Source organism: Thermus oshimai DSM 12092 (assembly GCF_000373145.1).
GTDB classification, from domain to species: Bacteria; Deinococcota; Deinococci; order Deinococcales; family Thermaceae; genus Thermus; species Thermus oshimai.
The window spans coordinates 191488-216036 of sequence record NZ_KB890614.1 but is presented as its reverse complement, the minus strand read 5'-3'; the positions used below and the strand labels follow the sequence as shown (position 1 = coordinate 216036).

Genomic DNA, 24549 nt, shown 5'->3' with positions numbered 1-24549 from the left:
GGCACCTCCCTTAGGCCTGGACCCCTGCGGCCTGCAGGGCCTTCTGCACCTTGCGCATGAGCCGGGACTTCTTGCGGGCCGCGGTGTTCTTGTGCAGGGTGGAACCCTTGGCCGCCTTGTCAATGAGGCTCTGGGCCTTGCGCAGGATGGTGAGGGCGTCCTCCACCTTGCCCTCCGCGGCCAGGGCCACGGCCTTCTTGCTCAGGGTCTTGATGGCCGACTTCTTGGCCCGGTTGCGCATCCTGCGCTTCAGGGACTGGCGGTGCCGCTTCAGAGCAGAAAGGTTCCTCTTGGGTTTCTTTTGCGCCATGATCCTCCCCTTATGCCCCCCAGGGGGCAAGCCAGGCTCAAGTGTAGCACATCCGGGCCCTAGGGGGCAAACTTGGTGGCCACCCAGTCGTAGCGCACGAAGCCCTTGGCGTCCTCGAGGCGGAAACGGATCACGTACTCCCCAGGGGCGGTGGGAAAGCGGAGCTCGCGCTGAAAAGCCCCGCTAAAGCGCTCCTCCCCCACCACCCGCCCCTCCCTTAGGAGGGCCACCCAAAGCCGCCCCTCCTTAAGCTCCCCCCCCACCTTGACCTTCACCGCGTCCATGAGGCCGGTCACCCTTATGGGGTAGCGGGCCTCCCCGGTGTACTTCCAGTAGAGCATGGGGAGGAACGGGGGGTAGCCCACGGCCAGGCCGTACTCCTCCGCGTACCAGTACATCCCCAACGCCACCAAAAGGAGGAAACCCAGGCTGCGCATTGCCCTCAGTATACTTGGGGGCATGGAGGATGCCTTTTCCTGGCTCAAGCGGGGGAGCGCGGAGATCATCCCCGAGGAGGAGCTCAAGGCCAAGCTGGCGGAGGGCCGGCCCCTCACGGTGAAGCTGGGGGCCGACCCCACCCGGCCCGACCTCCACCTGGGCCACGCGGTGGTCCTGAGAAAGATGCGCCAGTTCCAGGAGCTCGGGCACAAGGTGGTGCTCATCATCGGGGACTTCACGGGGATGATCGGGGACCCCTCGGGCCGGAGCAAGACCCGCCCCCCCCTCACCCTGGAGGAAACCCGGGAAAACGCCAAGAGCTACGTGGAGCAGGCGGGGAAGATCCTGAGGCAGGAACCCCACCTCTTTGAGCTCCGCTACAACTCCGAGTGGCTGGAAGGGCTCACCTTCAAGGAGGTGGTGCGCCTCACCTCCCTCCTCACCGTGGCCCAGATGCTGGAGCGGGAGGACTTCAAGAAGCGCTACGAGGAAGGCATCCCCATCTCCCTGCACGAGTTCCTCTACCCCTTCGCCCAGGCCTACGACTCCGTGGCCATCCGGGCGGACGTGGAGATGGGGGGCACGGACCAGAAGTTCAACCTCCTGGTGGGCCGGGAGGTGCAACGGGCCTACGGGCAAGCCCCCCAGGTCTGCTTCCTCATGCCCCTCCTCGTGGGCCTGGACGGCCGGGAGAAGATGTCCAAGAGCCTGGACAACTACATCGGCATCACCGACCCCCCAGAGGTGATGTTCAAGAAGCTCATGTGGGTGCCCGACCCCCTCCTTCCCGACTACTTCCGCCTGCTCACGGACCTAACGGAGGCGGAGATCGGGGAGGTCCTGGCCCAGGGGCCGGTGCCCGCCCACCGGGTCCTGGCCCGGCTCCTCACCGCCGCCTACAGCGAGCCCCTCCTTCCCCCCAGGCTGGACCGGGCCTACTACGAGGGCCTGGGCTACGCCTGGGCGGCCTTCGGCCGGGACCAGGGGGTGGGCCCCGAAGGGGTGCGGGAGGCCGAGGCCCGCTACGACCAGGTGGCCAAGGGGGCCATCCCCGAGAACCTGCCCGAGGTGGAGATCCCCCCTTCTGAGCTAAAGGAGGGCCGGATCCCCGTGGCCCGCCTCTTCACCCTGGCGGGCCTCACCCCCTCCAACGCCGAGGCCAAGCGGCTTATCAAGAACCGGGGCCTTAGGATCAACGGGGAAGTGGTAGAGGACCCCCACCTGGAGGTGGAGCTCAAAGGCCCCCTGGTCCTCCAGCGGGGCAAGGACCGCTTCGTCCGGGTGCGGCCCCTTTAAAGCCCTTCCATGGGCCTCAGGGGCACCTCGTGCCCGGTGGCGTAGAGGGCCTCCCCTTGGGCCTCGAGGCGCAGGCGGGGCAGGGGGTAGCGGGGGGGGCCGTAGACCGCCTTCCCCCCGAGGAGGGGGTCAAAGGCCCCGAAGTGGCAGGGGCAGCCCAGGAAGGGGCGCTCGTAGCGGAAGTTGTAGAGGAGGGAGGCGGCCTCGGGGTCGGGGACGTAGTTCAGGGTGCAGGCCTGGTGGGTGCAGATGCGGCTAAAGGCGATGTAGTGCTCCTCCCCCAGGGAAAGCCCCCCAGGGGCGGGCTCGGGGAGGCGGAGGAGGAAGGCCGAAAGCTCCCCCTGGGGCAGAGGGTAGTGGAAGGGCTTGGCCCCCCAAAGGGGGAGTTCCCCCAGGCGGGCCACCTCCACCCGGGGGCCCTCCTTCCACTGGGGCTCCATGGCTTCCGGCCGGGGGCGGAAGCGGAGGTTGTAGGTGCGCACCCCAAACCACAGGAAAAACCCTCCCGCGGCCGCCACCGGAAGGTAGAAGACGAGGTCGCGCCGCCTCATAGCGTTTTCAGGTAGTCCAGAAGGGCCTTAAGCTCCTCCTCGGAAAGGGGCACCGCGGGCATGGTGCCCCGGCCCCTTAGCACGATCTCCCGTACCGCCTCGGGGGCCCTTAGGATGGGGTTCCCCTTGAGCCTGGGGCCCACCCCCCCTTCGGCCTCCGGCCCGTGGCAGGCCGCGCAGCGGGCCAGGTACACCGTGCGCCCGTCCGTCCCGCCCGCCTCCTGGGCCTTGGCCATTTGGATCAGGCCCTGGACCCGCTCCCGGGCCTCCCCCCCCACCTCCAAGTACTTCTCCCAGGCGGCGATGGCCCGCTCCCGGTCCCCCTCCTGGAAGTACAGGTTCCCCAGGAAGAGCCAGCCCTCCGCGGCCTTGGGGTCCGCGTGCTGGGCGATCTCCAGGAAGGCCTTCGCCTCCTCCGGCCGCCCGGCCATGAAGAGGAGGATGCCCACCCGGCGGATGGCCTCCACGTTCCTGGGGTCCTTCTCCAGCACCTTGAGGTAGGCCTCCGCCGCCTGCTCGTAAACCCCCAGGGCGTAGGCCTCCCGCCCCCAGGCCAGGAGGTCCTCCACCGCCCCCGTGCCCTTCGCCCTCTCCGCCAAGGCCCGGAGCTTCTGGGCCTCGAGGCGCTGGGTGGTCACCGTCTCCCCGGGAAGCCGGGGCAGGGTGTAGCGCCAAAGCCCCACCCCCAGGAGGAGCACCGCGCCCAGGGCCAGGAAGAGGGGGAGGGGCCGGAAAGGCCGGGGCGCTGGGGGGCGGTAGCCCTCCAGGGCCCGCTCCAGCTCCACCATGCGGGCCAGGGCCAGCCTGCGCTCCTCGCCCTCCAGGGCCTTCGCCTCCTCCTTTAGGACCTCGAGTTCCTTAAGGAGGTCCTCCCGCCTGGGGGGCTCGGGGAAGGGCTCCTTGGGGCCGAAAAGGGGCCTTAGGGCCAGGAAAAGGCCCAGGGCCAGGAAAAGGAGGAAAAGAAGGGTGGCCGTCATGCCGGGGGCTCCTTCATCCGGCGCTCCGCCTCTTCCAAAAGCTCCTTGGGCAGGGGCCTGGGCCGGAAGTAGGCGAAAAGCCCAAGGCCAAGGAGGAGAAGGGCCACAAGGGGCAGGACCCAGGCCCAGAGGGTAAGGCCCCTCCGGGGGGGCTCGTAGAGGATCCAGTCCCCGTAGCGCTCCACGAAGAAGGCCTTGATCTCCTCGGGGCTCTTGCCCTCTTGGAGCATCTCGGCGATGAGCCGGCGCATCTCCACCGCCACCCCGGAGTTGCTCTCCGCCGCGGACTCCCCCTGGCACACGGGGCAGCGGAGGGCCCGGGCGATCTGGAACACCTCCGGGGAAAGGTCGGGGGGCGGGGCGGTCTCCTGGGCCAGGGCCCCCGCCCAGAAGAGGAGGACGAGAAGGAAAAGCCTCACCGGAGCACCTCCTCCAGGTAGCGGCTCAAAGCGGCCTCGTCCACCGCCCCCGCGTGCCTTAGGACCACCCGGCCCTCCCGGTCGATGAGGAAGGTTTCGGGCACCCCGTACATCCCGTAGTCCACCCCCACCCGGCCCCGGGGGTCAAAGACGCTGGGGAAAGAAAGGCCGAACTGCTCCACGAAGCGCACCGCCTCCGCCTCCTTGTCCTGCACGTTCACCCCCACGAAGAGCACCCGCTCCCGGTAGCGCCGCCAGAAGGATTCCAGCACCGGGGCCTCCTCGTAGCAGGCGGGGTAGCACCAGCTGGCCCAGAAGTTGAGGAGGATGGGCTTCTTGCCCAGGTGGTCCCCAAGCCGGAAGGCCTCCCCCCACTCCGCCCGGTAGGGGGGGAGGAGGGGCAGGGTGAAGTCCGGGGCGGGGCGCCTTTCCTGGGCCAGGACGGAGGGCAGCTCCTTGGGGTTCCGCTGCATCCCCCACCAGAAAAGCCCCGCCAGGAGAAGGGGGAGGAGGAGCCAGAACCACCTCACGCCGCCTTCACCTCCCCCACCTCGGCCCGCCGGCCCGCGGGCCAGAGGATGTAGAGCGTCCCCAGGGCCATGAGCCCACCCCCCACCCAGAGCCAGAGGACCATGGGGGTGAGGATGAGCCGGATGGAGGCCCACTCCCCCTTCTCCCGGTCAAAGTCCATGAGGACGAAGTAGTAGTCGTCCTTCAGGGTGTAGACCACCTTGGGGGAGGGCAGGGGGGACTGCATCTGGGGGTAGAAGTGGAGCCTGGGGCGCACCTCCCCGAAGCGATCGGTGCGGAGGAGGGCCTCCACGGCGAAGCGCCGCCCCTCGTCCAGGGCCCGCACCCCCTGGAAGGTGAGGGTGAGGCCCGCCACCGGCCAGGACTGGCCCTTGTAGAGGGTCTTCTCCGCCTCGAGGCGGTAGGCCTGGCTGAAGGCGATGGCCAGGCCCATGAGGGCCACGCCAAAGTGGACGAGGAGGCTCCCCACCCGCCTGCGGTTTTCCAGAAAGCCCCAGGGGTTAAGCCCCGCCGCCTTTCTTGCTAGAAAGCCCTCCCGGAAAAGAAGCCCCACGGCCAGGGCGTTGTAGAGGAAAAGCCCCACCGCCAAGGAAGCCCCCAGGGTGTAGCCCCGGAGGAGGCCGAAAAGGGTTCCCAAGAGGAGGCCCGCAAGGAGAAGGTACAGGTTGCGGAAGACCTCGGGCCGCGGCCGCCGCCAGGGGAGGATGGGCCCCACCCCCATGAGGAGGAGGATCCCCACCCCGATGGGGGCGGAGATCTGGTTGAAGAAGGGGGCCCCCACGCTCACCTTAGCCCCGGAAACCGCCTCCACCAGGAGGGGGTAGAGGGTCCCCAGGAGGACCACCAAGGCCCAGCCCGCGAAGAAGAAGGCCCCCAGGAGCAAAGCCCCTTCCCGGGAAAGGGGACGGAAGACCGCGGCGTCCCGCACCTCCCGGCTCACCCGGTAAAGGAGGCCGAGGCCGAGGAAAAGGGAGGCCAAAAAGCCCCCTAGGAAGATGGGGCCCACGGGGCCTTCGGCGAAGGCGTGCACGGACTGGATGACCCCGCTCCGGGTGAGGAAGGTGCCGAGGAGGGTGGCGGAAAAGGCCAGGGTCACGAAGGCGAAGTTCCAGACCTTGAAGGCCCCCCGGGTCTCCTGCACGTAGGCGGTGTGGAGGAAGGCGGTGGCGAGAAGCCAGGGGATGAAGCTGGCGTTCTCCACCGGGTCCCAGGCCCAGTACCCGCCCCAGCCCAGAACCTCGTAGCTCCACCACCCCCCCGCCACCTTCCCCGCGGTGAGGAAGCCCCAGGCGATGAGGGCCCACCAGCGGGTCTCCCCCACCCAGGCCTGGTAGCGCCTGGTGGCCATGGCGGCCACCGCGTAGGCGAAGGGTACGGAAAACCCCACGAAGCCCAGGTACATGAGCACGGGGTGCACGGCCATCATCCAGTGGTTCTGGAGGAGGGGGTTGGGGCCCATGCCGTCCGGGGGAGGGTTGGGCAGGGTCTCAAAGGGGCTCGCCGCCGTGGCCATGACCCCGAAGAAGAAGACCTGGATGCCGAAGAGGACCGCTAGGATGAGGGAGGAACGCCAGGGATCGGGGAGGCGGCGGCTGGCCAGGAGGGTGTAGAAGGTCTGGAGGAGGCCCCAAAGGAGGATGGAGCCCTCCAGGGCCGCCCAGGGGGTCACCAGGGTGACCCAAAGGGGGTCCTTGGTGGTGTGGTGGGCGGCCACGTAGGCCAGGGTGAAGTCGTGGGTGAGGAGGGCCCACTCCAGGGCGAGGAAAGCGGTAAGGGCCGCGAGGAAGGCGGGGAGGACCAGGGCCCTCGCCCCCTTTAAGAGGCGGCCTTCCCCCTGGAGGTAGGCGAGGAGGGCCAGGGCCAGGCCCAGGAGGCTAAAGGCTAGGGCCAGGCTTACGCCCAGGTTGCCCAGAAGGGCCGGGGTCATTTGGCCTCCTCAATGAGCTTCCGGACCTCCTCGGGGGTGTAGCCCTCCTTGGGGGGCTGGTAGGTTTCCGAGTGCTTCACGAGAAGGTTGGTGCCCTGGAAGGTCCCCTCCCGGAAGCGGCCCTCCACCACCACCCCCTGCCCCTCCTTGAACATCCCCGGGGGGGTGCCCTTGTGGACCACCGGCACCTCCGCCACCCCGTCCGTGAGGACGAAGCGGAGCTCCAGCCGGTCCTTGTCGTACTGGACGGTGCCCGGCTTGACGAGCCCCCCCAGGCGCACGGGGCGGTTCTGGTAGCGGGCCTGCCCCTCCAGGTACTCGGAAGGGGTCAGGAAGTAGACCAGGTTCTGGCCCAGGCCCCCGAAGATGAGGTAGCCCAAGGCCCCCAGGATGACCAGAAGCCCCACCGCGTACTTGAGCCTCATCGCACCCTCCGGTACCGCCAAAAGAGGTAGGCCAGGTAGCCGAAGACCGTGAGGTAGGTGAGGGCGTAGACCCAGGTGACGAAGACCTCGCTCATGCCTCCTCCTTCCGGGCCTCGAGGGCGGCCAAGAACGCCCGGAAGCGCAAAAACCCCAGGTAAAGCAGGGTGAAGACCAAGAGGTTAAAGAGCAGGGCCTGGAGCATCTCCGGGGCCATGTGGATCTTGCCTGTGGTGAGGTCAATGGACTGGGTCTGGTGGAGGCTCCGCCACCACTTCACGGACATGTAGCTGATGGGCACGTTGATGAAGCCCAGAATCCCCACCGCCGCCGCCGCCTTGCGGCGGAGCTCGGGGTCCTCAATGGCCCCCCGGAGGAGGAAGTAGCCCACATAGACGGCGAAGAGGATGGCGGTGGTGGTGAGCCTAGGTTCCCAGGTCCAGTACACCCCCCAGGTGGGCCGGGCCCAGAGCATCCCCGTGACCAAGGCCAGCCCCATGAAGACCAGGCCGATCTCCGCGCTGGCCAGGGCCACCCGGTCCAGGCGGGGGTCCTGGCGGAAGAGGTAGAGGAGGGAGTAGAGGAAGGTGACGAAGAAGGCCAGGTAGCCCAGCCAGGCGCCGGGCACGTGCAGGTACATGATGCGGGCCAGGTACCCCTGGTTGGCGTCCGGGGGGGCCGCCAGGGCCAGGTAGAGCCCCACGGGCAGGAGGGCCAGGCCCAGGCCCAGGAAGAGCCAGGTCCAGGTGTCCGGTCGGTCCTTCATCTGCGCAGTCATGGTCACTCCTCCTTAAGTTTGCCGCCTCTCGGTTAAGCCACCGTGAACTACCCCTCCATGACCACCGGGAAGAGGAGGGCCGCGGCGGTGACGTACACCACGTCAAAGACCCCAAGGAGCTGCCACCAGCCCGCCACCTCTCCAAGGTCCACCCCCTCCACCAGGCCCAGGCTGGCCCGCACCGCGGCCAGGACCACGGGCACCACTAAGGAGAAGAGGAGGAGGGGCAACAGAACCTCCCGCCCCCGAAGCCGGGCGAGGAGCCCCGCGTAGAAGGTGGCCACGCTGGCGTAGCCCAGGGTGCCGAGGAGCACCGTAAGGTAAAGGGCGAGCCCCTTTTCCAGGGGAAGGTAGAAGAGCCCGGCCACCACCAAAAGGGCCAGGGCCCCCAAGGGGGCGAGGAGGAGCATCTGGAAGAGGAGCTTGCCGAAATAGACCCACTCCTTCCCCCCGGGGGTGAGGAGGAGGTCGTCCAGGGTGCCGTCCTCCACCTCCAGGGCGAAGGCCCGGCTGGCGAGAAGGGTGCTGATGAAGGCCAAGGCCACCCAGAGCACCCCTGGGCCCGCCCGCCTCAGGAGGCCCTCCTCCGGCCCCAGGGCCAGGGCCATGAGGAAGACGGTGAGGAGGAAGAAGGCCAGGAGGGAAGCGAGCCCGGCCCGGTCCCGCACCTCGAGGCGGAGGTCCCTCAGGGCCAGGAGGAGGATCCGCCTCACGCCGCCCCCAGGCGCAGGACCCGGTCCGCCACGCCCTCCGCCAGGGCCAGGTCGTGGGTGGCCAGCACCACCCCGCCCTCCCGCCTGGCCTCGGAGAGGACCTCCCTAAGGAGGCCCCGCCCCTCCCCATCCAGGGCCGTTTCCGGCTCGTCCAGAAGCCAGATCTCGGGCCTAAGAAGGAGGAAGCGGGCCAGGGCCAGGCGCTTTTTCATCCCGCTGGAAAAGGTGAAGAGGGGGCCTTCCGGGGGAAGGCCAAAGCGGGCCAACACCCCCTCCACCTCCCCCTTCCGCCCGTGGAAGGCCAGGTCGTAGGCCAGGTGCTCCCGGGCGGTGAGGTGGCGGTGGAAGGCCGGGGGGTTGGGGAGGAAGAGGGCCCGCCCCTTCCGCTCCACAAAGCCCCTTGTGGGCTTCAAGAGCCCCGCCATGAGCCTCAGGAGGGTGGTCTTGCCGGACCCGTTGGGGCCCAGGAGGGCCACCACCTCTCCCCTTTCTAGGGTGAAGGCGAGGTCTTTCAGGACCCAGTCGCGGCCAAAGCGCTTGGAGAGGCCCTCGAGGCGAAGCAACATGGCTTAAGTCTACCCCGCACCCTTCGGGAAAAACGTCCCTAGAGGTAGCGTTGGAGCCACTCGGGGGTCAGGCGCAGGAAGAAGGCGTTGAGGGCGGTGAGGGTATCCGTGAGGAGGAGGACCCCCACCAGGAGGAGCACCACCCCCGCCAAAAGCTCCACGTAGTGGGAAAGCCGCCCCGCCCGCCTAAGCCACCCTTTGAGCCGCTCCGCGAAGAGGGCCACCAGGAAGAAGGGCACCGCCAGGCCCAGGATGTAGGCCAAAAGGAGCCCCACCCCGCCCCCCACCGCGGTCAAGGTGAGGATGGCCCCCAGGATGGGGCCGATGCAGGGGGTCCACCCCAGGCCCAGGGTGGCCCCCAGGAGGAACGCCCCCAGGGGGCTTCCCGTCTCCCCCTGGTAGCGGAGGCCCACGCTCCAGCGGGGCCTTAGGCCCAGCATGTAGAGGCCGAAGAGGATGAGGAGCACCCCCCCGATCCGGGCGAGGAGGGGGCGGTACTCAAAGAGGAGCCCCCCGAGGAGGGTGAAGGGGAGGCCCAGGAGGAAGAACACCGCCCCGAAGCCCAGGATGAAGAAGAGGGCGTTGAAGAGGGGGCGCCCCCTCTCCCCCCCCAGGTAGAAGAGGTAGGTGGGGACCAGGGGCAGGACGCAAGGGGAGAGGAAGGAGAGCACCCCCGCCAGAAAGGCCGCGCCCAAGGAGACCGTCATGACCCCATCCTACGGCAGGGTGAGCCAGGGAAAGCGGCGCTTCGTCTCCGGATCCAGGTCCAGAAGCTCCCGGGCGGGCATGCGGATCTTGGGCAGGGTGGTCTGGTTGATGGGGGTGTCCGCGTCGGTGATGCCGTTCATGTAGAGGAGGTAGGCCACCAGGTGGTAGACCTCCTCGTTGGTGAGGCTCCCCTCGGCCCCGAAGGGCATGGCCCGGCGGATGTAGTCGTACAGGGTGGTGGCGTAGGGCCAGTAGTTGCCGATGGCGTACTCCACGGGCTCCGTATCCGGGGTGATGGGGAAGGGCTCGGCCACCAGGCGGTTGAAGGGGTACCCCTCCCCGCTGGCCCCGTGGCAGGAGGCGCACTTCTCCGCGTAGATCCGCCCGCCCTCCTCCACCTTCCCCTCCCCCGGGGGAAGGCCCCGGCCATCGGGGAGGACGGCGGGCCGGAGGTCGTACTGGAGGGCGAGGTCCTCGGAAATGGGGGTCCCGAGGCCGTAGCGGGCCCCCAAGGCCAGGCCCAAGAGGCTTAAGAGGATCAGGACGCGCTTAACCATCAAACACCTCCCCACCGCACCCGCCCGCCGGGCCGAAGGCCACGCTCCCCAGGGGCCGGTCCCCGTTCACCACCCGGCCGTCCTTCAGCACGCGCCAGGCCTGGATGGCGTTGTAGTGGTAGCGGTTGTTCTTCCCCCACTTCTTGAAAAACTCCTCCCGGGTGGGCTGGGTGTTCCCCTTCTCGTCCCAAGCCCGGCTCCAGAGGACCACCTCTTCCCCGTTCCAGTACCAGGGCATCTTGAAGCGCACGAAGGCGTAGCGCTCCACGGGGGGCTCGAGGGTGGCCTGGCGCCAGGTCCTGCCCTCGTCAAAGGAGATCTCCACCTTGGTGATGCGGCCGTGCCCGCTCCAGGCCAAGCCCCGGATCTCGTGGAAGCCCGGCTTGATCTCCTGGAGCCCCGAGGGGTAGGTGATGATGGACTCGGGGTCCATGACCCAGGTGAAGGCGAGAACGCGGCCGTCCGCCATCACGTCCGTGTACTCGCTGGTCTCGTCCTTGGCCATGGTGGGCAGGTCCGTGACCAGGATGCGGCGGAGCCACTTCACCTGGATGCTCCCCTCCCAGCCCGGCACCACCAGGCGCACGGGGTAGCCCTGCTCCGGCCTCAGGGCCTCCCCGTTTTGGGCGTAGGCCACCAGCACGTCCTCCATGGCCTTCTCCAGGGGGAGGGAGCGGGTGTACATGGCCGCGTCCATCCCCTCGGGGATGAGCCACTTGGCCTCGGGCTTAACCCCCGCCTCCTTGAGGAGGAGGGCCAAGGGCACCCCGGTCCAGCTGGCGTTGGAGGCCAGGCCGCGGCTACGGGTGGCGGTGAGGTTAGGGTCCGGAGGGTTGCGGTAGCCGTTTTGCCCGTTGCCCGCGCACTCAATGAAGTAGGTGCGGGTCACGGAGGGGAAGCGCTTGAGGTCCTCCAGGGTGAAGACCAGGGGCCGTTCCACCATGCCGTGGATCACCAGGCGGTAGGCCTTGGGGTCCACCTGGGGCACCCCCGCGTGGTGGCGCTCAAAGTGGAGGCCGTTGGGGGTGATGACCCCCTCCAGCTTCTCCAGCGGGGCGAAGTCCGCCCCCGAGTGCCGGGTGCGCAGGTTGGGGGAGATGTAGCGCACCACCCCTTCCTCAAAGGGGCTCCGGGTCCCGTACTCGGAAAGAGGGGCCCCCAGGGTCTTCAGGGGCTCAAAGGCCTTCTCGTCCCAGGGCGCACCCTGGGCCTTTCCCTTTAGGAGGCCCAAAAGGCCCCCTGCGCCTAGAAGCCGGAAAAACTTCCTTCGGTCCATATACCCTCCCACAGTATCTAGGGGCTACAGAAAACCCCGCCCCCTTGGGGGGCGGGGCAGGGGGTTAGGCGGGGCCGAACATGTCGTTCCAGATCCCCGTGGCCCAGCCGAAAGCCGCGGTGCCGTTGGCCGCGGAGCGCTGGTTGTCCACGGAGCTCTGGCTCTTGATCTGCTTGGCCGCCTCGTCCCAGGAGTAGTTGGCCGCCACCCAGATGGCCTCCTCGGAGTCCACAAAGGAGTAGCAGATGTTGTTGGGAAGCTCGGGCGGGATCTCGGTGAGGGGCTTCCCCTGGAGGCGTTCGGTGATCTGGCGGGCCACGATGGTGCCGGAGACGTAGGCCACCATGCCGCTCTTGGGGTAGGGGGTGTTGCCGGTGATGTCCCCCAGCAGGTAAACCCGGTCGTCCTTCTCCGAGAAGAAGTAGGGGATGCGCACGTTGGCCCAGCGTTCCCCCAGGCCCACCTGCTGGACGATGTCCGCGGCCTTCATGGGGGGGATGATGTTGGCCAGGGTGAAGGGCACGTCCCCAAGTTCGGTTTGCACCACCTTCTTCCCGTAGTCCAGGCCGGTGATGCGGGTGTTGGGCACGTACTCCAGGTAGTCCTTGTAGAGCTCGTTGTAGGCGGCGAGGAAGCCAGGGGCCTTGGAGATGGGCTGTGGGTTGGCGTCTAGGACGATGACTTTCCCCTTTACCCCCTTGGTCTTAAGCCGCCAGGCCAGCATGGCCGCCCGCTCGTAGGGGCCCGGGGGGCAGCGGTAGGGGGGGTTGGGGATGTACATGACGAGCTCCCCACCGGTCTCGTCAAACTGGTCCAGCATGCGCCTCAAGGCGATGTGCTCAAAGGGGCGGAAGCCCACGGGGAGGAACTGCTTGGCCTCTTGGTAGCCGGGGATGGCCTCGTACATGTAGGCGACGCCAGGGGCCAGGACCAGGAAATCGTAGGAAAGGTACCCCCCCGTGGTGCGCACCAGGCGGCGGCCCAGGTTGATGTCCAAGACCCTTTCCTGGACGAAGACCACCCCGTCCTTGACCACGTTGGTGTAGTCAAAGACGAGCCACTCCAGAGGCTTCACCCCCGCCAGGAAGAGGTTGGACATGGGGCAGGACATGAAAAGGGGCTTCTGCTCCACCAGGACCACTTCCACGTTGGGGTTCTGCTGCTTCACCTTTCGGGCCACGGTGGTCCCGCCCCAGCCGCCCCCCACCACCACCACCCGGGGGGCCCGGGTGCGGGGGAGGAGGGTGGGCGGGGAAGCGTAGAACTCCTGGGCGAAGCCCTGGCCCAAGGCCCCGGCCGCGGCCAAGGCGGCCCCCGTCTTGAGAAGCTGGCGCCGGTTCACCTTGCTCATGCGTTCCCTCCCTTATGGACCAGGGCGGTAGGGCACCCCGCCCACGGTCTCCAAAACGGAGCTCATCACCTGGCGGGCCTCCTGGAGCATGGCCACCGCAGGGGAGCCCATGACCCCGGGCATGATGGTCATGAGCATGGGCTCGATGGCCCCCACCAGGACGTCCTTGCCCATCTGCATGGCGAAGAAGCGGCAGGGTGCAGCGAAGCCCCCCGCGGGCTGGGTGAGGAACATGATCCGGGCCCACTCGCTCTTGCAGGGCATGATCACCGTCACCGGGCCCACCTTCACGTTGGGGAGGAGGTTAAGGCCGTTTGCCGCCAGTTCCGCCTCCACCTGGAGGACCACGTCCTCCAGGGCGGCGTTGGGGACGCGGTAGAAAAGGGCGGGCATCATGCCGCTAGAGGGGTCGGGCATCATGGCCGGAGGCAGGCGCTTCACCACCCCAAGCCGGCCCAGCGCGGCCTCCAGCCGCCAGGTGAGCCGCTCCACCTCGCCCCCGTACACCCCCAGCATCCCAAAAAGGAGGCGGCCGTCAAAGGTGCCCACGGTGTACCGCTCCCCCCCTCCGGTGATGAACACCGTGGGGGGCAGGACGATGGCCGCCATGGGGTTCTTGCTCACCGCCTCGAGGCTCCCCTTTTCCGGCTTGAGGACGATGAGCCGGTAGTCGGGGAAGCCGGGCCCCGTCACCTGGCGCACCTGCTCCCCCAGGTTCAGCACCCGGTCGGGCTCCAGGCCCACCGCCTTGAGGGCGGCCAGGGTCCTCCCCTCCACCGCCTCGAGGCTTCCCCGCACCTCCACCAGGAGAGATTGGGCCAGGGAAAGGCCCGCCACCAAAAAGAGCGCAAAAAGCTTCCTCATGATCCTCCCTCCACCGGCAGGCCGGCGTCCAGCCAGCCCTTGAACCCATGGGCGATGTTCTTCGCGTTCTTGTACCCGGCCGCCTGTAGGAAGGCGGCCACCACCATGGAAACGCTCCCCGAGTTGCAGTAGACCAGGATGAGGGCCTCCTTATCCTTGGGGAGCTCGGAAAGGCGCCTCGGCACCTGGCCCGCGTAGATGTGCACCGAGCCCGGGATGTACCCCTTTTTGCGCTCCTCCTCCGTGCGCACGTCCAGGACCAAGGGCTCAAAGAGGAGGAGGTCCGCGGCCTCCGTGGGGTAGACCAGGTAGCTCGCCGGGGGTACCTTTTCTATGAAGGTTCCAAAGGCCTGGACCCACCCCTCCCCCTCCGCCCCCCGGGCCAGGGGGAGGAGGGGGAGGAAAAGGAGGAGGTCGCGCCTACGCATGGCTAGCGGGTGAAGAAGGGGAGCTCCTCAAAGGTCTTCCCCGCCTTGGTGGCCTCGGCCAGCATGTAGACCGTAAGGGCGATGTGGGGCTCGGAGTAGAAGGCGGGGGGGTGGATGCCGATGGACTCGTAGCAGAAGTTGATCCGGTCCTCCATGGTGTAGAGCTTGTCCGCCTCAAAGCGGTAGGCCGGCCACTCGTTCCCCAGGCCCTGCTTGGGGCTCCGCACCGGGGAGAGGCGCACCCTCTGGCCGGCGTACTGGTCGTGGCAGACCGCGCAGCTCATGTCCCGGCTCCCGGCACGGGTATACCAGAGCTCCCGGCCCAGGTTGTACATGGCCAGCTCCTCCGGGTGCTTGGGCACCACCTGGATCTTGGCCTTGGAGGAGAAGGAAGCGATGTAGGTGGTGATGGCCTGCACCTCCTCCCGCTTGATCTCCCCTGGCTTATACCCCTGGACGGTCTGCATGCAGGTGTAGACCCGGCTTTCCAGGTCCTCCACCTTGCGGCTATCGGGGAAGTACCTGGGCAGGATGGCGTAGACCCCTTCCAGCACCCCAGGCCCCTTGCCGAAGTCGCAGGCCTCGAGGGTCTTCCCGGAAGGCCCTTTGCGGTGGAAGAGCTCCTTGCCCTCCTCCACGAAGAGCTCCCCGGGGAGCACGCCGAAGGTTTCCAGGTACATCTGCCGCTGGCGCATGGCCTCCTCAAAGGGGTCCAGGGGCTTCTGCCCTTGGGTGTAGGCGAAGAGGGCCCCGAGGCCAGCCAAGCCCAACAGAACAGGAACAAGGCGCTTCCTCACAGCTCACCTCCGGTTGATGGGGGACTCAGGGTCCAAGAGGAAGGCCACCAGGTCCGCGGTCTCCTCAGGGGTGAAGAGGCCGTGCACCCCGCCCCGGTACATGAGGGAGCAGGGCACGAAGGCCCAGGCGTTGTAGATCTTCTCGTAGGTGTAGCGCACCACCGCCTCGGACTGGCCCCTGGCCCCGTAGTTCAGGAGGCTCGGCCCCATGGTGCCGTGGGCCACCTCGTCCGCCACCCCCTGGTGGCAGGCGTAGCAGTTCCCCCGCCTGGGGTCGGTGAAGACCTTCTCCCCGTTCTTCCAGTCCCCCATGAGCTTCCCGTTCTGGGGGTACTTGATGAGGGCCTTCTGCTCCTCCAGGAAGGCCGGGATGAGCTCGGGGGGGAGCTTGTCCCGGTACTGGGTGCAGAGGGCCTGGGCCTTATCCTGGCCCAGCATCACCTGGGCAAACTCGGGGCCACCGGACTGGATGGCCGCCTGGAGCCGGGCCTTGAAGGGGCTTAACTGGGAAAACCCGAGGCCCAGGAGCAAAAGACCTATGGCCAAAACCGCACTTCGCTTCATCCCGTCACCTCCGGTACACGGTAGTTGCGCCCCAGAACGCGCACGTTGGGCTCGGGCAGGACGCGCACCCGCCCCACGGACTTCAGGTAGGCCGCCACCACCTCGTGGATGGGCCTGGGCTCATACCCGGGCTTGGCCTCCCCCACCCGCTGGAGCCTCCCCCCGTAGGCGGCCACCAAATAGCGGCGGTTCGGGTCTAGGGGCCTCCCCCCCACCTCCACCTCCCGGATGCGCCGGCCCGCGGGGGCGTCGGGGTCCAGGACGTACCGCAGGCCCACCGCCCGGCTCACGTCCCCCCCCTGCTGGTAGAAGGGGTCGGGGGTGAAGACGTTGCTGGCGATGTCCTCCAGCACGTTCCGGATCTGCTCCCCCCTGAGGTAGAAGAGGTAGAGCTCGGGGTAGGTGAAGCCCAGGTAGGCGTAGAGGTGGTCGTAGGTGATGGCCTGGCCGGGGAGAAGGGTGGTCCCCCAGCGCACCGCGGGGCTGAAGACCACCTCCACCTCCGGATAGGTGGCCCGCACCGCCTCCCCCACCAGCTGGTCCCAGGTGGAGTAGAGGGTGTCCCGCTTGTAGAGGAGGGTTTCGGTGACCGCCAGGGGGGCGAAGAGGTGGTCCCGGTGGGGGGCGGTCTTCTCCTCCAAGAAGGCCTCCACGTCCTCGGCCTTGGGAAGGTGGTTCGCCAGAACCGGCAGCACCCGCACCCGCAGGTTGGCCACCCCTCCCTTCTTGAGCTTCAGGTCCACCCGCATGAGGGCCTTCCCCGCGGTGCTCCCCGCCACGATCCAGGTCTTCCCCACCCGCCAAGGCAGGGGGGTGAGGTCGTGGGTGTGGCCGGAGAGGATGAGGTCTATCCCCTGCACCCGCTCCGCCAGGGCCGCGTCCAGCTGGAGGCCGTTGTGGGAGAGGAGGACCACCGCGTCCGCCCCTTCGGCCCGGGCCCGGTCCACCGCCTCCTGGAGCCGGCGCACGTCCAGGGCAAAGGAAAGCCCCTCGGTGAACTCCTCGGGGTGGGAGACCTTCACGTAGGGGTAGCTGGCCCCCACCACCGCGAGGGCGTAAGGCCCCACCCGGTGGAGGCGGTAGGCGGGAAAAAGGGGATCTCCGAAAAGCTCGTCCACCACGTTGTAGGAGAGGAGCTCCCCCCCAAACCGACTGAGGAGCTCCTCCACCCGCGCCCGCCCCAGGGTCCACTCCCAATGGGAGACCATGTGGTCCACCCCCACCAGGTTCTGCCACTCCACGATGGCCTCCCCCTGGGTGAGGAGGGAAAGCCCGGAGTTGGTCCAGGTGTCCCCCCCGTCCAGGACCAGGGCCTTCCCCCCTTCCGCCTCCACCTGGGCCTTCTGCGTTCGGATGAGGGCGGTGAGGGCGCTGAACCCACCCAAGGGGCCGAAGGCCCGGGCCAGCTCTACGAAGTCCAGGTAGGAGAGGAGGTGGGCGAGAAGGGAGCCTCGAGGCACCCCGTAGTAGCGCAGGATGGCCTCCCCCGTGAGGTACCCGGGCCGCCCCATGAGGGGCTTGGGGGCGATGAGGTTCGGGGGCTCCATGAAGTGGTGGGGGAAGGCCTGGCCGTGGAGGTCCGAGAAGTAAAGGAGGGTGGCCTCCCCGTAAGGGGGAAGGTCGTAAAGCTTGGACGGGTTCTCCAGCACCTGGGCCAGGGCCTTAGGGGAAAGGCCGGCCAGGGCGGAGAGCAGGAAGAGGAGCTCCCTTCGGTTCATCGCGACCCCACCGCGGGCTTGGTGTTGAAGTCGGACTCAGGGTCCAGGAGGTAGGCCACCACGTCGGCGATCTCCTCCGGGGTGAGGCCCCCCAAGGCCCCAAAGCGGTACATGACCGTGCAGGGGAAGTAGGCCCAGGAGTTGTAAATCACCTCGTAGGTGTAGCGCTGGACCGCCTCCGACTGGCCCCGCTGGAGACCGTACTTCTCCAGGCTGGGCCCCACGTCCCCCCCCAGGTGCACAGGGGAGCCAAAGTGGCAGGAGAAGCAGTTGGCCTTCTGCAGGTTGTTGAAGATGGCCCCACCCTTGCGCCAGTCCCCCATGAGCTTCCCGTCCGCGGGGTAGCGGATGAGGGCCCGCTGCTCTTCTATGAACTTGGGAAGGAGCTCCGCGGGAAGGCGGTTTTTGTGCAGGGAGCAAAGGGCCTGGTCCGGGCGCTGGTTGATGAAGACCTCCGAATAAGCCTTGCCGCCCTCCTGGATGCGCTTAAGCTCTTCCTCCGTGAAGTACCGCTGGGCCAAGGCCAGGGCCAAGACCAGGAGGAGAAGTGGGATGGCAAGCTTCCGCATGGCTACCCCCTTCTACCGCACGAAGGCGGGCCACTCTTCCACCACGGCCCCGTTGTTGTTATAGGCCAGGAAGAGCTCTAGGGCCAGGATGGGCGTGGAGTAAAAATTGGGCTGCGGGTGGCCGATGTTGCCGTAGCAGGCCCGGATGCGGTCCTGCATGGTCCAGATCTGGTCGTTGGAGTAGCGGTAGGCGGGCCAGTGGGTCCAGGACTTGTCCTCCCCCAGGACGTCCGCGTAGGGCAGGACCCCCGCCCGGCGCTTGACGTAGGTTATATGGCAGGTGGCGCAACCGATGTCCCGCTGGCCGCTTCGGGCGTAGAAGAGCTTTTCCCCCAAGGCGTAAAGGGCCCTCTCTTCCGGGAAGAGGAGGCGCACCTGGATCCTGTGCCCGGTGGACTTGCTGGCGATGTAAAAGGCCAGGGCCACCACCTCCTGCCGCTTCACCTCCTGGGGTTTGTAGCCCAGGACCCTGGTCAGGCAGGTCACGATGCGGCCGTCCAGGTCCTCCACCCGGCCCGTATCCAGGAAGTAGCGGGGAAGCCGGGCGGCCGCTCCCTCCAGCACCCCCTTCCCCAGGCCGAAATCGCACTCGGCCATGGTCTTCCCAGAAGGCCCCTTGCGGTTAAAGAGCTCCTCCCCCTGCTGGACCACCAGCTCCGTGGGCAGGATGCCCGCGGTCTGGAGGAGGAGCTCCTTTTGGCGTTTGGCCTCCTCCCGCGGGTCCGTGCCTTGGGCGAACGCCATGAGGGCCAGAAAAACGCCCCAAACCCATACCCGCATACCCCACCTCCATAAAGCGCCCGGGTTCCCCCGGGCGCCTCGCCTACGCCAGCTCCAGCTTGACGGAACCCTCGCCCGTATCCCCGTCGGTGTCCTTCAGCCTTACCACGAAGGTGCCCGGCTTCTCCGCCTTGAACTTGAAGCCGTAGAGGGGGTTGGCGCTGGTGGAGGGGCCGGGGCGGGCCTCCGAGACCTTTTCCCCCTCAAAGTAGACCTCTACCAGGTTGATGTACTTGGCGGGGATGAGCTTCCCCTCCGCATCCCGACGGGTGCCGGGCTCGTTGGGGTGCTGGGCCACCGCCTGGAGCTTCACTTCCTCCCCCGCCTTGGGCTTGGCGGGCGTTAGGCGTACGATCACACGGATGGCCATGGTCTACCTCCTTTAACCGCACCCACCCACGGTCACGCGGGTGCTGGCCGAGGCCAGAAGGAGCTTGCCGTCGGTGGTCTCCACCACCGCCCGCACCGCCGTGGTCTCCGCCAGGCGGACCCGGGTGGCGTAGTAGGGCAGGGCCTTCATGGGCATGAAGGTGACGAGCCTCGGGGTGGGGTTCTTGTCCGCGAAGAGGTGCACCGCCTTGATCTGGTTAGAGGGCAGGTTCACCTCCACCTCCGCGGGCACGTTGGCCCCGCTCTCCGCGATGGCGGGCATGGTGAGCTTGATGGCGCTCGAGGGGGTCAGGTCCTTAAAGCCCTTGCCCAAGGCCTCCTGGAGGGCCTTCTCCAGGTTGGCCAGGTCCTCGCCCTCCAGGGCCTGGGCCTTGGCCGGGAAGCCGGCTACGGCCAGGGCCCCGAGGGCCAAGCCGGTGGTCTTCAGAAAGCCTCGCCTATTCACACGCACCTCCTTTGGCGCACATCCGGCGCAGCTCCTCCAGAAACTGCGCCCGGGGCCGGCTGCCAAAAAGCCGGCCCACCTCTTCCCACGCCCCCCCTTTGGGGACGAGGAAGACAAAGGTAGGGTTGCCCGGCACCCGGTGGCGCCGGGCCAGGTCCTGGCCCTCCGGGGTTTCCGTGGATACGGAGGCCACCACGAAGCGGCTCTCCAGGAGGCTGGCCACCCTGGGGTCGGAGAGGACGAAGGTGTTCATCTGGTCGCAGTAAGGGCAGTGGGGGCTGTGGAAGTACACCATCACCACCCGGCCGTGGGCCTGGGCCAAGGCCAGGGCCTCGCCGTAGGGATACCAGCGGGAGAAATCGGTCTGGGCGCCCTGCACCCACCCCAAGAGGACCATCAGGAGAACCGCCACCCCGTAACGGCGCATACACTACTCCGCCTGGGTACACCCCAAGGACATTTGTACCTTACTGCGCCGTCAGGGGTTTGTCAACAAAAATACACTTTTCACAAAGGGGGACCCCCTCACAGATAAGCCTCTCCTTTACGGGTAAAAACAAAACACTTACCCCAAGGCCAAAGGGGGTCAAACCCTCCCCTTTCCCGGAGGGCGCAGCCGGATCTCGCGCAGGGATAAACCCCATACGGGTAAACCAAAGGCCGCCCTCACCGAAGTAACCCCCTTCCTCCGTGAGAACCGATAGCTTAAGGAAGGCTAAAGCCATACCCCTTGACGCGGGCCCCGGGACAAAATACCCTATCCCCCGGAGGGTTAGCGATGAAGCGGACCATCTTAGGGCTTCTGGTTTTGGGCAGCCTGGCCTTGGCCCAGGCGGACGGCGCCAAGCTCTACGCCCAGTGCGCGGGGTGCCACCAGGCCACCGGGCAGGGCCTTCCCGGGGCCTTCCCGCCCCTGGCGGGCCACGTGAGCGAGGTCCTGAACCTGAAGGGCGGGCGGGAGTACCTGATCCTGGTCCTCCTCAACGGCCTCCAGGGCCCGATTGAGGTGAAGGGCATGAAGTACAACGGGGCCATGCCCGCCTACGGCCAGCTCAAGGACGAGGAGATCGCCGCCCTGCTCAACCACATCTCCACCGCCTGGGGGGACGACAAGAAGGTCAAGGGCTTCAAGCCCTTCACCGCCGATGAGGTGAAGGCCCTGAGGAGCAAGAAGCTTACCCCCCAGCAGGTGCTGGAGGAGCGCAAGAAGATCGGCCTGAAGTAAAGGGTGCGTTGAAGGAAGCCCCGGGAGGTCCCCGGGGCCTTTGCTTTAATGGGGGGGTGCTGGCGCTTAGCCTTAAGAAGGCCTTTCCCGGCTTCCGCCTCGAGGCCCACCTGGAGGCGGCGGAAGGGGAGGTCCTGGCCCTTTTGGGCCCATCGGGAAGCGGGAAGAGCACCCTCCTAAAGCTCATCGCCGGGCTCCTCCCCCCGGACGAGGGCTTCGTGCGCTTTAGGGGGGAGGACCTCACCCCCCTCCCCCCCGAGCGGCGCAAGGTGGGCTTCCTCTTCCAGGACTACGCCCTCTTCCCCCACCTCAGCGTGGCGGAGAACATTGCTTTCGGCCTGGTGGAGGCCCGCTGGCCCAAGGGGGAGCGGGAGAGGCGGGTGGCGGAGCTTTTGGAGAGGATGGAGCTCACCCCCCACGCCCAAAAGAAGCCCGGGGCCCTTTCCGGGGGGGAGCAGCAGCGGGTGGCCCTGGCCCGGGCCCTGGCCCCCCGCCCCAGGCTCCTCCTCCTGGACGAGCCCCTGGGGGCCCTGGACCGGAGGCTCAGGGAGGAGCTCCTCCTCTTCCTCCGGAGGACCCTCCGGGAGGAAGGGGTCACCGCCTTGCTGGTGACCCACGACCAGGAGGAGGCCTTCCTCCTGGCCCACCGCCTGGCCATCCTAAAGGCCGGGCGGGTGGTGCAGGTGGGGCGGCCCGAGGAGGTCTACGGAAGGCCAAAGGATGCCTGGACCGCCCGCTTCCTGGGCCACAAAAACCTCCTCTCCCCCGAGGAAAGCGAGGCCTTAGGCCTTCCCCCAAGGCCCCACCTCCTCCCTCCGAGGGCGCTGAGACCAGGAGGGGAGCTTACTGGCGTGGTGGAGGAGCGGCTTTTCTTCGGAGGGCGGGTGGGGCTTTGGGTGCGGGTGAGGGGGGTTAGGCTCTACCTCGAGGCCCCCGAGGGCCCGGCGGAGGGGGCCCCCATTCCCCTGGCGCTGGACCTTGGGCTGGCCCTGCCCCTGGAGGAAGGATGAGCCACTTCGCCCTCCTCCTAGGCGGGCCCCTCCTGGTGACGGAGGCCCTGAAGGAGAGGCTTGAGGGCTTCCGCCTTCTGGCCGCGGACTCCGGGGCCCGGCACGCCCTGGCCCTGGGGGCGGTGCCGGAGCTTTGGCTTGGGGACATGGACTCCAGCCCCCCCTGGCTCCAACGGGCCCTGAAAGCCCCCAAGGAGATCCTCCCCCGGGCCAAGGACAAGACGGACGGGGAGGCCCTCCTGGAGCGGGCCCTGGCCCTGGGGGCGGAGGAGGTCCTCCTCCTCGGGGGGATTGGGGGTCGGCTGGACCACACCCTGGCCCACCTGAACCTGGCCTTCGCCCTGGCCCAAAAGGGTTTAAAGGTGGAGCTCACGGACGGGCTTACGCGGGCCTTCCCCCTCCTTCCCGGAGTGCACGCCTTCCCCCTCCCCCCCGGCACCCCCTTCAGCCTCCTCCCCTACCCCGAGGCCACCTTGGGGGTGGAGGGGGCGAGGTGGAACCTCCCTCCCACGCCGCTCAAGGCCACCACCCTCACCCTGGAGAACGAGGCCCTGGGCCCCATCCGGGTGGAGGTGGTGGAGGGGCGGGCGGTCCTTTACCTCTTCTAAGGCTTTCCTTTGGGGTACATCCTTATTATACACCGGTTTGCGGAGTTGTAAAGGGGTATGCAGCCCAAGCCCCCCTCACCCCCCCGCCACCCGGTGGAAGGCGTTGAGGAAGAGGGGGAGGTCCCGGGCCCTTTCCTCCTGTTCCCTTAGGGCCTCCTCAAAGGCCAGGGGGGCCATGAGGAGGTGGGGCAGGCGCAGGAAGCCCAGGTAGTAGGCCCCGGCCTGGCCGGGGTGGCGGAGGCGGGCGCGCTCCTCGGGGAAAAGGAGAGCCTCAAAGGCCTCGGGGGAGGCCCAGTAGGGAGCGTCCTTGGTCCTCTCCACAAAGGCTTTAAGGCGCAAGGGGTTCGTCCAGTACCCGTAGCGGAGGCGCTCGTCCAGGGCCTCCAGCTCGGCAAACCGCCCGGATCGGGCAAGCTCCAGCCGCCTCAGGCGGAGCCTGGCGTACTGGGCTAGGGAAAGCACCTCCCGGCCCAAGCCCCGGGCCAGGAGGAGCCTCGAGGCCACCACGTAGTCCTGGTACTCCCGGTAGGGGTCCACCCCTTCAGCTTGCCCCAGGGGCGCGGGGTAGGATGGTGCCATGGACCGCAAGGCCTGGGTCATGCGGGCGGTGGAGGCCCTTCGCTACGCCACCTTCAAGGACATCCAGCGCTATCTGGACGAGGAAGGGGAGCCCTTTTCCAAAAAGGAGCTGGAGGACACCCTGAAGGCCCTGGTGCAAGAGGGGAAGCTGGAGGAAAAGGAGGGCCTCTTCCGCCCCGCCCGGAAAAGGGGAGGCGGGGAGGCCCTGAAGCGGCTTTTTGGTGAGGAGTAAAGGCCTAGCGGGAGTAGTTGGGGGCTTCCTTGATCACCACCACGTCGTGGGGGTGGCTCTCGATGAGCCCGGCCATGGTCATGCGCACGAAGCGGGCCTTCTGGCGGAAGGTCTCTATGTCCGGCGCCCCCACGTAGCCCATGGCGCTCCTCAGGCCCCCCACGATCTGGTAGAGGACATCCGCCACCGGGCCCTTGTAGGGCACCATGCCCTCAATCCCCTCGGGGACGAGCTTTTTGGCCTCGGTCTCCCCGCCTTTCCCCGCCTCCTGGAAGTAGCGGTCCGCGGAGCCCTGCTTCATGGCCCCCAAGGAGCCCATGCCCCGGTAGAGCTTGTAGCGGCGCCCGTCCTTCAAGACCTCCTCCCCGGGGGCCTCGTCCGTGCCCGCCAGCATGCTCCCCAGCATCACCGTGTGGGCCCCCGCGGCCAGGGCCTTGGCCACATCCCCGGTGTACTTGATCCCGCCGTCGGCGACGATGGGCACGTCCAGGCCCGCCACCCCGGCCACGGCCTCGAGGATGGCCGAGATCTGGGGCACCCCCACCCCGGTGACCACCCGGGTGGTGCAGATGGACCCCGGGCCGATGCCCACCTTCACCGCGTCCGCCCCCCTTTCCGCCAAGGCCCTCGCCCCCTCCCGGGTGGCCACGTTCCCCGCGATGACCTCCACCTTGTCCCCGAAGGTCTCCTTGAGGTAGAGGAGGGCCTCCAGGATGCCCTTAGAGTGGCCGTGGGCGGAGTCCAGCACCAGGACGTCCACCCCCGCCTCCACCAAGGCGGCGGCCCGCTCGGGCAAGTCCCGGCCCGCCCCCACCGCGGCCCCCACCAGGAGGCGGCCCTTCTCGTCCTTGGCGGCGTTGGGGTACTGCTTGCGCTTCACGATGTCCTTCAGGGTGAGGAGGCCCTTCAGCCGCCCCGCCTCGTCCACCAGGGGAAGCTTCTCCACCTTGTGCCGCCTTAGGAGCTCCTCCGCCTCCTCCAGGGTGGTGCCGGGGGGCGCGGTGACGAGGCGCTCAAAGGGGGTCATGACCTCGGTCACGGGGCGCTTCAGGTCCCGCTCAAAGCGCAGGTCGCGGTTGGTGACCAGGCCCAGAAGCTTCCCGTAAAGGTCCACCACGGGCAGACCCCCGATGCGGTACTCCCGCATGAGCCTCTCCGCGTCCTCCAGGGTAGCCGTGGGGGGGAGGGTCACCGGGTCCTGGACCATCCCCGCCTCCGAGCGCTTCACCTTGCGCACCATGGCCGCCTGGGCCTCGATGGGGAGGTTCTTGTGGATGACCCCAAGCCCCCCCTCCCGGGCCATGGCGATGGCCATCTCCGCCTCCGTCACCGTGTCCATGGCCGCCGAGAGGATGGGGATGTTGAGCCAAAGCCGTTTGGTGAGCCGGGTCCTGACGGAAACCTCCCGGGGGAGGACCTCGGAGTAGTCGGGAAGGAGGAGCACGTCGTCAAAGGTGAGGCCCTCGTAAAGGATCTTCCCCTCGTACATACCCACCAGGCTAAGGGGGAAGGGGGGCTTT

At 67.8% G+C, this 24549-nt stretch carries 32 protein-coding genes; 5 read left to right on the top strand and 27 right to left on the bottom strand.

The annotated features are described in order from the left end of the window. Positions 1–10: 10 nt before the first annotated feature. A complete protein-coding gene (rpsT, locus tag B043_RS0106775; protein ID WP_016329807.1) occupies positions 11–310 on the bottom strand; it encodes a 30S ribosomal protein S20 in 300 nt (99 codons plus the stop codon). Between the two features lie 59 nt (positions 311–369). Further along, positions 370–747, bottom strand: coding sequence for a hypothetical protein (locus B043_RS0106770; protein WP_016329808.1), 378 nt, complete (start codon positions 745–747; stop codon positions 370–372). A 22-nt stretch (positions 748–769) separates the two neighbouring features. Here B043_RS0106770 and tyrS point away from each other — a divergent pair, with 22 nt between their 5' ends. Further along, complete coding sequence (gene tyrS / locus B043_RS0106765) at positions 770–2044, top strand: tyrosine--tRNA ligase (RefSeq protein ID WP_016329809.1); 1275 nt, start codon at positions 770–772, stop codon at positions 2042–2044. On the opposite strand, the gene B043_RS0106760 is transcribed toward tyrS, so the two are convergent. The 23 genes from B043_RS0106760 to B043_RS0106645 all read right to left on the bottom strand — a co-directional run bounded on the left by B043_RS0106760 (position 2041) and on the right by B043_RS0106645 (position 19802). Next, complete coding sequence (locus B043_RS0106760; RefSeq protein ID WP_018461397.1) at positions 2041–2595, bottom strand: Rieske 2Fe-2S domain-containing protein; 555 nt, start codon at positions 2593–2595, stop codon at positions 2041–2043. The genes tyrS and B043_RS0106760 overlap by 4 nt on opposite strands. Continuing rightward, positions 2592–3572, bottom strand: a complete 981-nt coding sequence (locus B043_RS0106755) for a c-type cytochrome (RefSeq protein ID WP_016329811.1) — start codon at positions 3570–3572, stop codon at positions 2592–2594. The genes B043_RS0106760 and B043_RS0106755 overlap by 4 nt, the downstream gene beginning before the upstream one ends. Beyond that, entirely contained in the window at positions 3569–3991 is a 423-nt protein-coding gene (locus B043_RS0106750; protein ID WP_016329812.1) for a cytochrome c-type biogenesis protein, read from the bottom strand. The genes B043_RS0106755 and B043_RS0106750 overlap by 4 nt, the downstream gene beginning before the upstream one ends. After that, positions 3988–4464, bottom strand: coding sequence for a TlpA family protein disulfide reductase (locus B043_RS0106745; RefSeq protein WP_413217682.1), 477 nt, complete (start codon positions 4462–4464; stop codon positions 3988–3990). Before B043_RS0106745 ends, B043_RS0106750 begins: the two co-directional genes overlap by 4 nt. A 53-nt stretch (positions 4465–4517) precedes the next feature. Then, the gene (locus B043_RS0106740; RefSeq protein ID WP_016329814.1) at positions 4518–6449 is read right to left on the bottom strand and encodes a heme lyase CcmF/NrfE family subunit; all 1932 of its coding nucleotides are present in this window, start codon (positions 6447–6449) and stop codon (positions 4518–4520) included. Then, on the bottom strand, positions 6446–6874 hold the full coding sequence (gene ccmE, locus B043_RS0106735) for a cytochrome c maturation protein CcmE (protein WP_016329815.1): 429 nt from the start codon (positions 6872–6874) through the stop codon (positions 6446–6448). The genes B043_RS0106740 and ccmE overlap by 4 nt, the downstream gene beginning before the upstream one ends. A gap of 91 nt (positions 6875–6965) precedes the next feature. Beyond that, positions 6966–7649: a cytochrome c biogenesis protein CcsA gene (gene ccsA / locus B043_RS0106725; protein WP_038036929.1), complete on the bottom strand. Its 684-nt coding sequence runs from the start codon at positions 7647–7649 to the stop codon at positions 6966–6968. Positions 7650–7696: 47 nt separating this feature from the next. Next, entirely contained in the window at positions 7697–8362 is a 666-nt protein-coding gene (locus tag B043_RS0106720; protein ID WP_016329818.1) for a heme exporter protein CcmB, read from the bottom strand. Then, on the bottom strand, positions 8359–8928 hold the full coding sequence (locus B043_RS0106715) for an ABC transporter ATP-binding protein (RefSeq protein ID WP_016329819.1): 570 nt from the start codon (positions 8926–8928) through the stop codon (positions 8359–8361). The genes B043_RS0106720 and B043_RS0106715 overlap by 4 nt, the downstream gene beginning before the upstream one ends. Before the next feature lie 38 nt (positions 8929–8966). Beyond that, positions 8967–9635 (bottom strand): cytochrome c biogenesis protein CcdA, encoded by a 669-nt coding sequence (gene ccdA, locus B043_RS0106710; RefSeq protein WP_016329820.1) that lies wholly within the window; start codon positions 9633–9635, stop codon positions 8967–8969. A gap of 9 nt (positions 9636–9644) precedes the next feature. Next, positions 9645–10193: a c-type cytochrome gene (locus B043_RS0106705; protein ID WP_016329821.1), complete on the bottom strand. Its 549-nt coding sequence runs from the start codon at positions 10191–10193 to the stop codon at positions 9645–9647. Continuing rightward, positions 10186–11469 (bottom strand): sulfite dehydrogenase, encoded by a 1284-nt coding sequence (gene soxC / locus B043_RS0106700; RefSeq protein ID WP_018461394.1) that lies wholly within the window; start codon positions 11467–11469, stop codon positions 10186–10188. The genes B043_RS0106705 and soxC overlap by 8 nt, the downstream gene beginning before the upstream one ends. A gap of 64 nt (positions 11470–11533) precedes the next feature. Next, positions 11534–12820, bottom strand: coding sequence for an FCSD flavin-binding domain-containing protein (locus B043_RS0106695; protein ID WP_018461393.1), 1287 nt, complete (start codon positions 12818–12820; stop codon positions 11534–11536). A gap of 12 nt (positions 12821–12832) precedes the next feature. Next, positions 12833–13684 carry a translation initiation factor 2 gene (locus B043_RS0106690; protein WP_018461392.1) on the bottom strand — a complete coding sequence of 284 codons (852 nt, stop codon included), beginning with the start codon at positions 13682–13684 and terminating at the stop codon, positions 12833–12835. Further along, complete coding sequence (locus B043_RS0106685) at positions 13681–14112, bottom strand: rhodanese-like domain-containing protein (protein WP_018461391.1); 432 nt, start codon at positions 14110–14112, stop codon at positions 13681–13683. The genes B043_RS0106690 and B043_RS0106685 overlap by 4 nt, the downstream gene beginning before the upstream one ends. Positions 14113–14114: 2 nt before the next feature. Further along, positions 14115–14909, bottom strand: coding sequence for a sulfur oxidation c-type cytochrome SoxA (soxA, locus tag B043_RS0106680; protein WP_026234167.1), 795 nt, complete (start codon positions 14907–14909; stop codon positions 14115–14117). A 3-nt stretch (positions 14910–14912) separates the two neighbouring features. Further along, the gene (gene soxX / locus B043_RS0106675; protein WP_026234166.1) at positions 14913–15473 is read right to left on the bottom strand and encodes a sulfur oxidation c-type cytochrome SoxX; all 561 of its coding nucleotides are present in this window, start codon (positions 15471–15473) and stop codon (positions 14913–14915) included. Beyond that, positions 15470–17191 carry a thiosulfohydrolase SoxB gene (gene soxB, locus B043_RS0106670; protein WP_018461388.1) on the bottom strand — a complete coding sequence of 574 codons (1722 nt, stop codon included), beginning with the start codon at positions 17189–17191 and terminating at the stop codon, positions 15470–15472. The genes soxX (B043_RS0106675) and soxB overlap by 4 nt, the downstream gene beginning before the upstream one ends. Continuing rightward, on the bottom strand, positions 17188–17760 hold the full coding sequence (gene soxX, locus B043_RS0106665) for a sulfur oxidation c-type cytochrome SoxX (RefSeq protein WP_018461387.1): 573 nt from the start codon (positions 17758–17760) through the stop codon (positions 17188–17190). The genes soxB and soxX (B043_RS0106665) overlap by 4 nt, the downstream gene beginning before the upstream one ends. Before the next feature lie 12 nt (positions 17761–17772). Further along, complete coding sequence (soxA, locus tag B043_RS0106660; protein WP_018461386.1) at positions 17773–18540, bottom strand: sulfur oxidation c-type cytochrome SoxA; 768 nt, start codon at positions 18538–18540, stop codon at positions 17773–17775. Between the two features lie 43 nt (positions 18541–18583). Further along, the gene (soxZ, locus tag B043_RS0106655) at positions 18584–18910 is read right to left on the bottom strand and encodes a thiosulfate oxidation carrier complex protein SoxZ (protein ID WP_016329831.1); all 327 of its coding nucleotides are present in this window, start codon (positions 18908–18910) and stop codon (positions 18584–18586) included. Between the two features lie 12 nt (positions 18911–18922). Beyond that, entirely contained in the window at positions 18923–19375 is a 453-nt protein-coding gene (gene soxY / locus B043_RS0106650; RefSeq protein WP_016329832.1) for a thiosulfate oxidation carrier protein SoxY, read from the bottom strand. After that, positions 19368–19802, bottom strand: coding sequence for a SoxW family protein (locus B043_RS0106645; RefSeq protein ID WP_016329833.1), 435 nt, complete (start codon positions 19800–19802; stop codon positions 19368–19370). Before B043_RS0106645 ends, soxY begins: the two co-directional genes overlap by 8 nt. 351 nt (positions 19803–20153) lie before the next feature. Here B043_RS0106645 and B043_RS0106640 point away from each other — a divergent pair, with 351 nt between their 5' ends. The 3 genes from B043_RS0106640 to B043_RS0106630 are packed head-to-tail and all read left to right on the top strand — an operon-like array spanning position 20154 to position 22218. Then, positions 20154–20600, top strand: a complete 447-nt coding sequence (locus tag B043_RS0106640) for a c-type cytochrome (RefSeq protein WP_018461385.1) — start codon at positions 20154–20156, stop codon at positions 20598–20600. Between the two features lie 56 nt (positions 20601–20656). Then, positions 20657–21610: an ABC transporter ATP-binding protein gene (locus tag B043_RS0106635; RefSeq protein WP_026234165.1), complete on the top strand. Its 954-nt coding sequence runs from the start codon at positions 20657–20659 to the stop codon at positions 21608–21610. Next, entirely contained in the window at positions 21607–22218 is a 612-nt protein-coding gene (locus B043_RS0106630; protein WP_018461383.1) for a thiamine diphosphokinase, read from the top strand. Before B043_RS0106635 ends, B043_RS0106630 begins: the two co-directional genes overlap by 4 nt. A gap of 75 nt (positions 22219–22293) precedes the next feature. Here the strand turns inward: B043_RS0106630 and B043_RS0106625 are convergent, their stop codons facing one another. Next, positions 22294–22755: a hypothetical protein gene (locus B043_RS0106625; protein ID WP_018461382.1), complete on the bottom strand. Its 462-nt coding sequence runs from the start codon at positions 22753–22755 to the stop codon at positions 22294–22296. 40 nt (positions 22756–22795) lie between these two features. Between B043_RS0106625 and B043_RS0106620 the strand changes: the two genes are divergently transcribed. After that, the gene (locus B043_RS0106620) at positions 22796–23029 is read left to right on the top strand and encodes a hypothetical protein (RefSeq protein ID WP_018461381.1); all 234 of its coding nucleotides are present in this window, start codon (positions 22796–22798) and stop codon (positions 23027–23029) included. 4 nt (positions 23030–23033) lie between these two features. Here B043_RS0106620 and guaB read toward each other — a convergent pair whose 3' ends face one another. Continuing rightward, entirely contained in the window at positions 23034–24518 is a 1485-nt protein-coding gene (gene guaB, locus B043_RS0106615; protein WP_016329839.1) for an IMP dehydrogenase, read from the bottom strand. Between the last annotated feature and the right edge of the window lie 31 nt (positions 24519–24549).

Coding starts and splice junctions, on each gene's coding strand:
- rpsT (WP_016329807.1), bottom strand. CDS start 310: ATGGCGCAAAAGAAACCCAAGAGGAACCTTTCTGCTCTGAAGCGGCAC.
- B043_RS0106770 (WP_016329808.1), bottom strand. CDS start 747: ATGCGCAGCCTGGGTTTCCTCCTTTTGGTGGCGTTGGGGATGTACTGG.
- tyrS (WP_016329809.1), top strand. CDS start 770: ATGGAGGATGCCTTTTCCTGGCTCAAGCGGGGGAGCGCGGAGATCATC.
- B043_RS0106760 (WP_018461397.1), bottom strand. CDS start 2,595: ATGAGGCGGCGCGACCTCGTCTTCTACCTTCCGGTGGCGGCCGCGGGA.
- B043_RS0106755 (WP_016329811.1), bottom strand. CDS start 3,572: ATGACGGCCACCCTTCTTTTCCTCCTTTTCCTGGCCCTGGGCCTTTTC.
- B043_RS0106745 (WP_413217682.1), bottom strand. CDS start 4,464: ATGCAGCGGAACCCCAAGGAGCTGCCCTCCGTCCTGGCCCAGGAAAGG.
- B043_RS0106740 (WP_016329814.1), bottom strand. CDS start 6,449: ATGACCCCGGCCCTTCTGGGCAACCTGGGCGTAAGCCTGGCCCTAGCC.
- ccmE (WP_016329815.1), bottom strand. CDS start 6,874: ATGAGGCTCAAGTACGCGGTGGGGCTTCTGGTCATCCTGGGGGCCTTG.
- ccsA (WP_038036929.1), bottom strand. CDS start 7,649: ATGACTGCGCAGATGAAGGACCGACCGGACACCTGGACCTGGCTCTTC.
- B043_RS0106715 (WP_016329819.1), bottom strand. CDS start 8,928: ATGTTGCTTCGCCTCGAGGGCCTCTCCAAGCGCTTTGGCCGCGACTGG.
- ccdA (WP_016329820.1), bottom strand. CDS start 9,635: ATGACGGTCTCCTTGGGCGCGGCCTTTCTGGCGGGGGTGCTCTCCTTC.
- B043_RS0106705 (WP_016329821.1), bottom strand. CDS start 10,193: ATGGTTAAGCGCGTCCTGATCCTCTTAAGCCTCTTGGGCCTGGCCTTG.
- soxC (WP_018461394.1), bottom strand. CDS start 11,469: ATGGACCGAAGGAAGTTTTTCCGGCTTCTAGGCGCAGGGGGCCTTTTG.
- B043_RS0106695 (WP_018461393.1), bottom strand. CDS start 12,820: ATGAGCAAGGTGAACCGGCGCCAGCTTCTCAAGACGGGGGCCGCCTTG.
- B043_RS0106690 (WP_018461392.1), bottom strand. CDS start 13,684: ATGAGGAAGCTTTTTGCGCTCTTTTTGGTGGCGGGCCTTTCCCTGGCC.
- B043_RS0106685 (WP_018461391.1), bottom strand. CDS start 14,112: ATGCGTAGGCGCGACCTCCTCCTTTTCCTCCCCCTCCTCCCCCTGGCC.
- soxX (WP_026234166.1), bottom strand. CDS start 15,473: ATGAAGCGAAGTGCGGTTTTGGCCATAGGTCTTTTGCTCCTGGGCCTC.
- soxB (WP_018461388.1), bottom strand. CDS start 17,191: ATGAACCGAAGGGAGCTCCTCTTCCTGCTCTCCGCCCTGGCCGGCCTT.
- soxX (WP_018461387.1), bottom strand. CDS start 17,760: ATGCGGAAGCTTGCCATCCCACTTCTCCTCCTGGTCTTGGCCCTGGCC.
- soxA (WP_018461386.1), bottom strand. CDS start 18,540: ATGCGGGTATGGGTTTGGGGCGTTTTTCTGGCCCTCATGGCGTTCGCC.
- soxZ (WP_016329831.1), bottom strand. CDS start 18,910: ATGGCCATCCGTGTGATCGTACGCCTAACGCCCGCCAAGCCCAAGGCG.
- B043_RS0106645 (WP_016329833.1), bottom strand. CDS start 19,802: ATGCGCCGTTACGGGGTGGCGGTTCTCCTGATGGTCCTCTTGGGGTGG.
- B043_RS0106640 (WP_018461385.1), top strand. CDS start 20,154: ATGAAGCGGACCATCTTAGGGCTTCTGGTTTTGGGCAGCCTGGCCTTG.
- B043_RS0106630 (WP_018461383.1), top strand. CDS start 21,607: ATGAGCCACTTCGCCCTCCTCCTAGGCGGGCCCCTCCTGGTGACGGAG.
- B043_RS0106620 (WP_018461381.1), top strand. CDS start 22,796: ATGGACCGCAAGGCCTGGGTCATGCGGGCGGTGGAGGCCCTTCGCTAC.
- guaB (WP_016329839.1), bottom strand. CDS start 24,518: ATGTACGAGGGGAAGATCCTTTACGAGGGCCTCACCTTTGACGACGTG.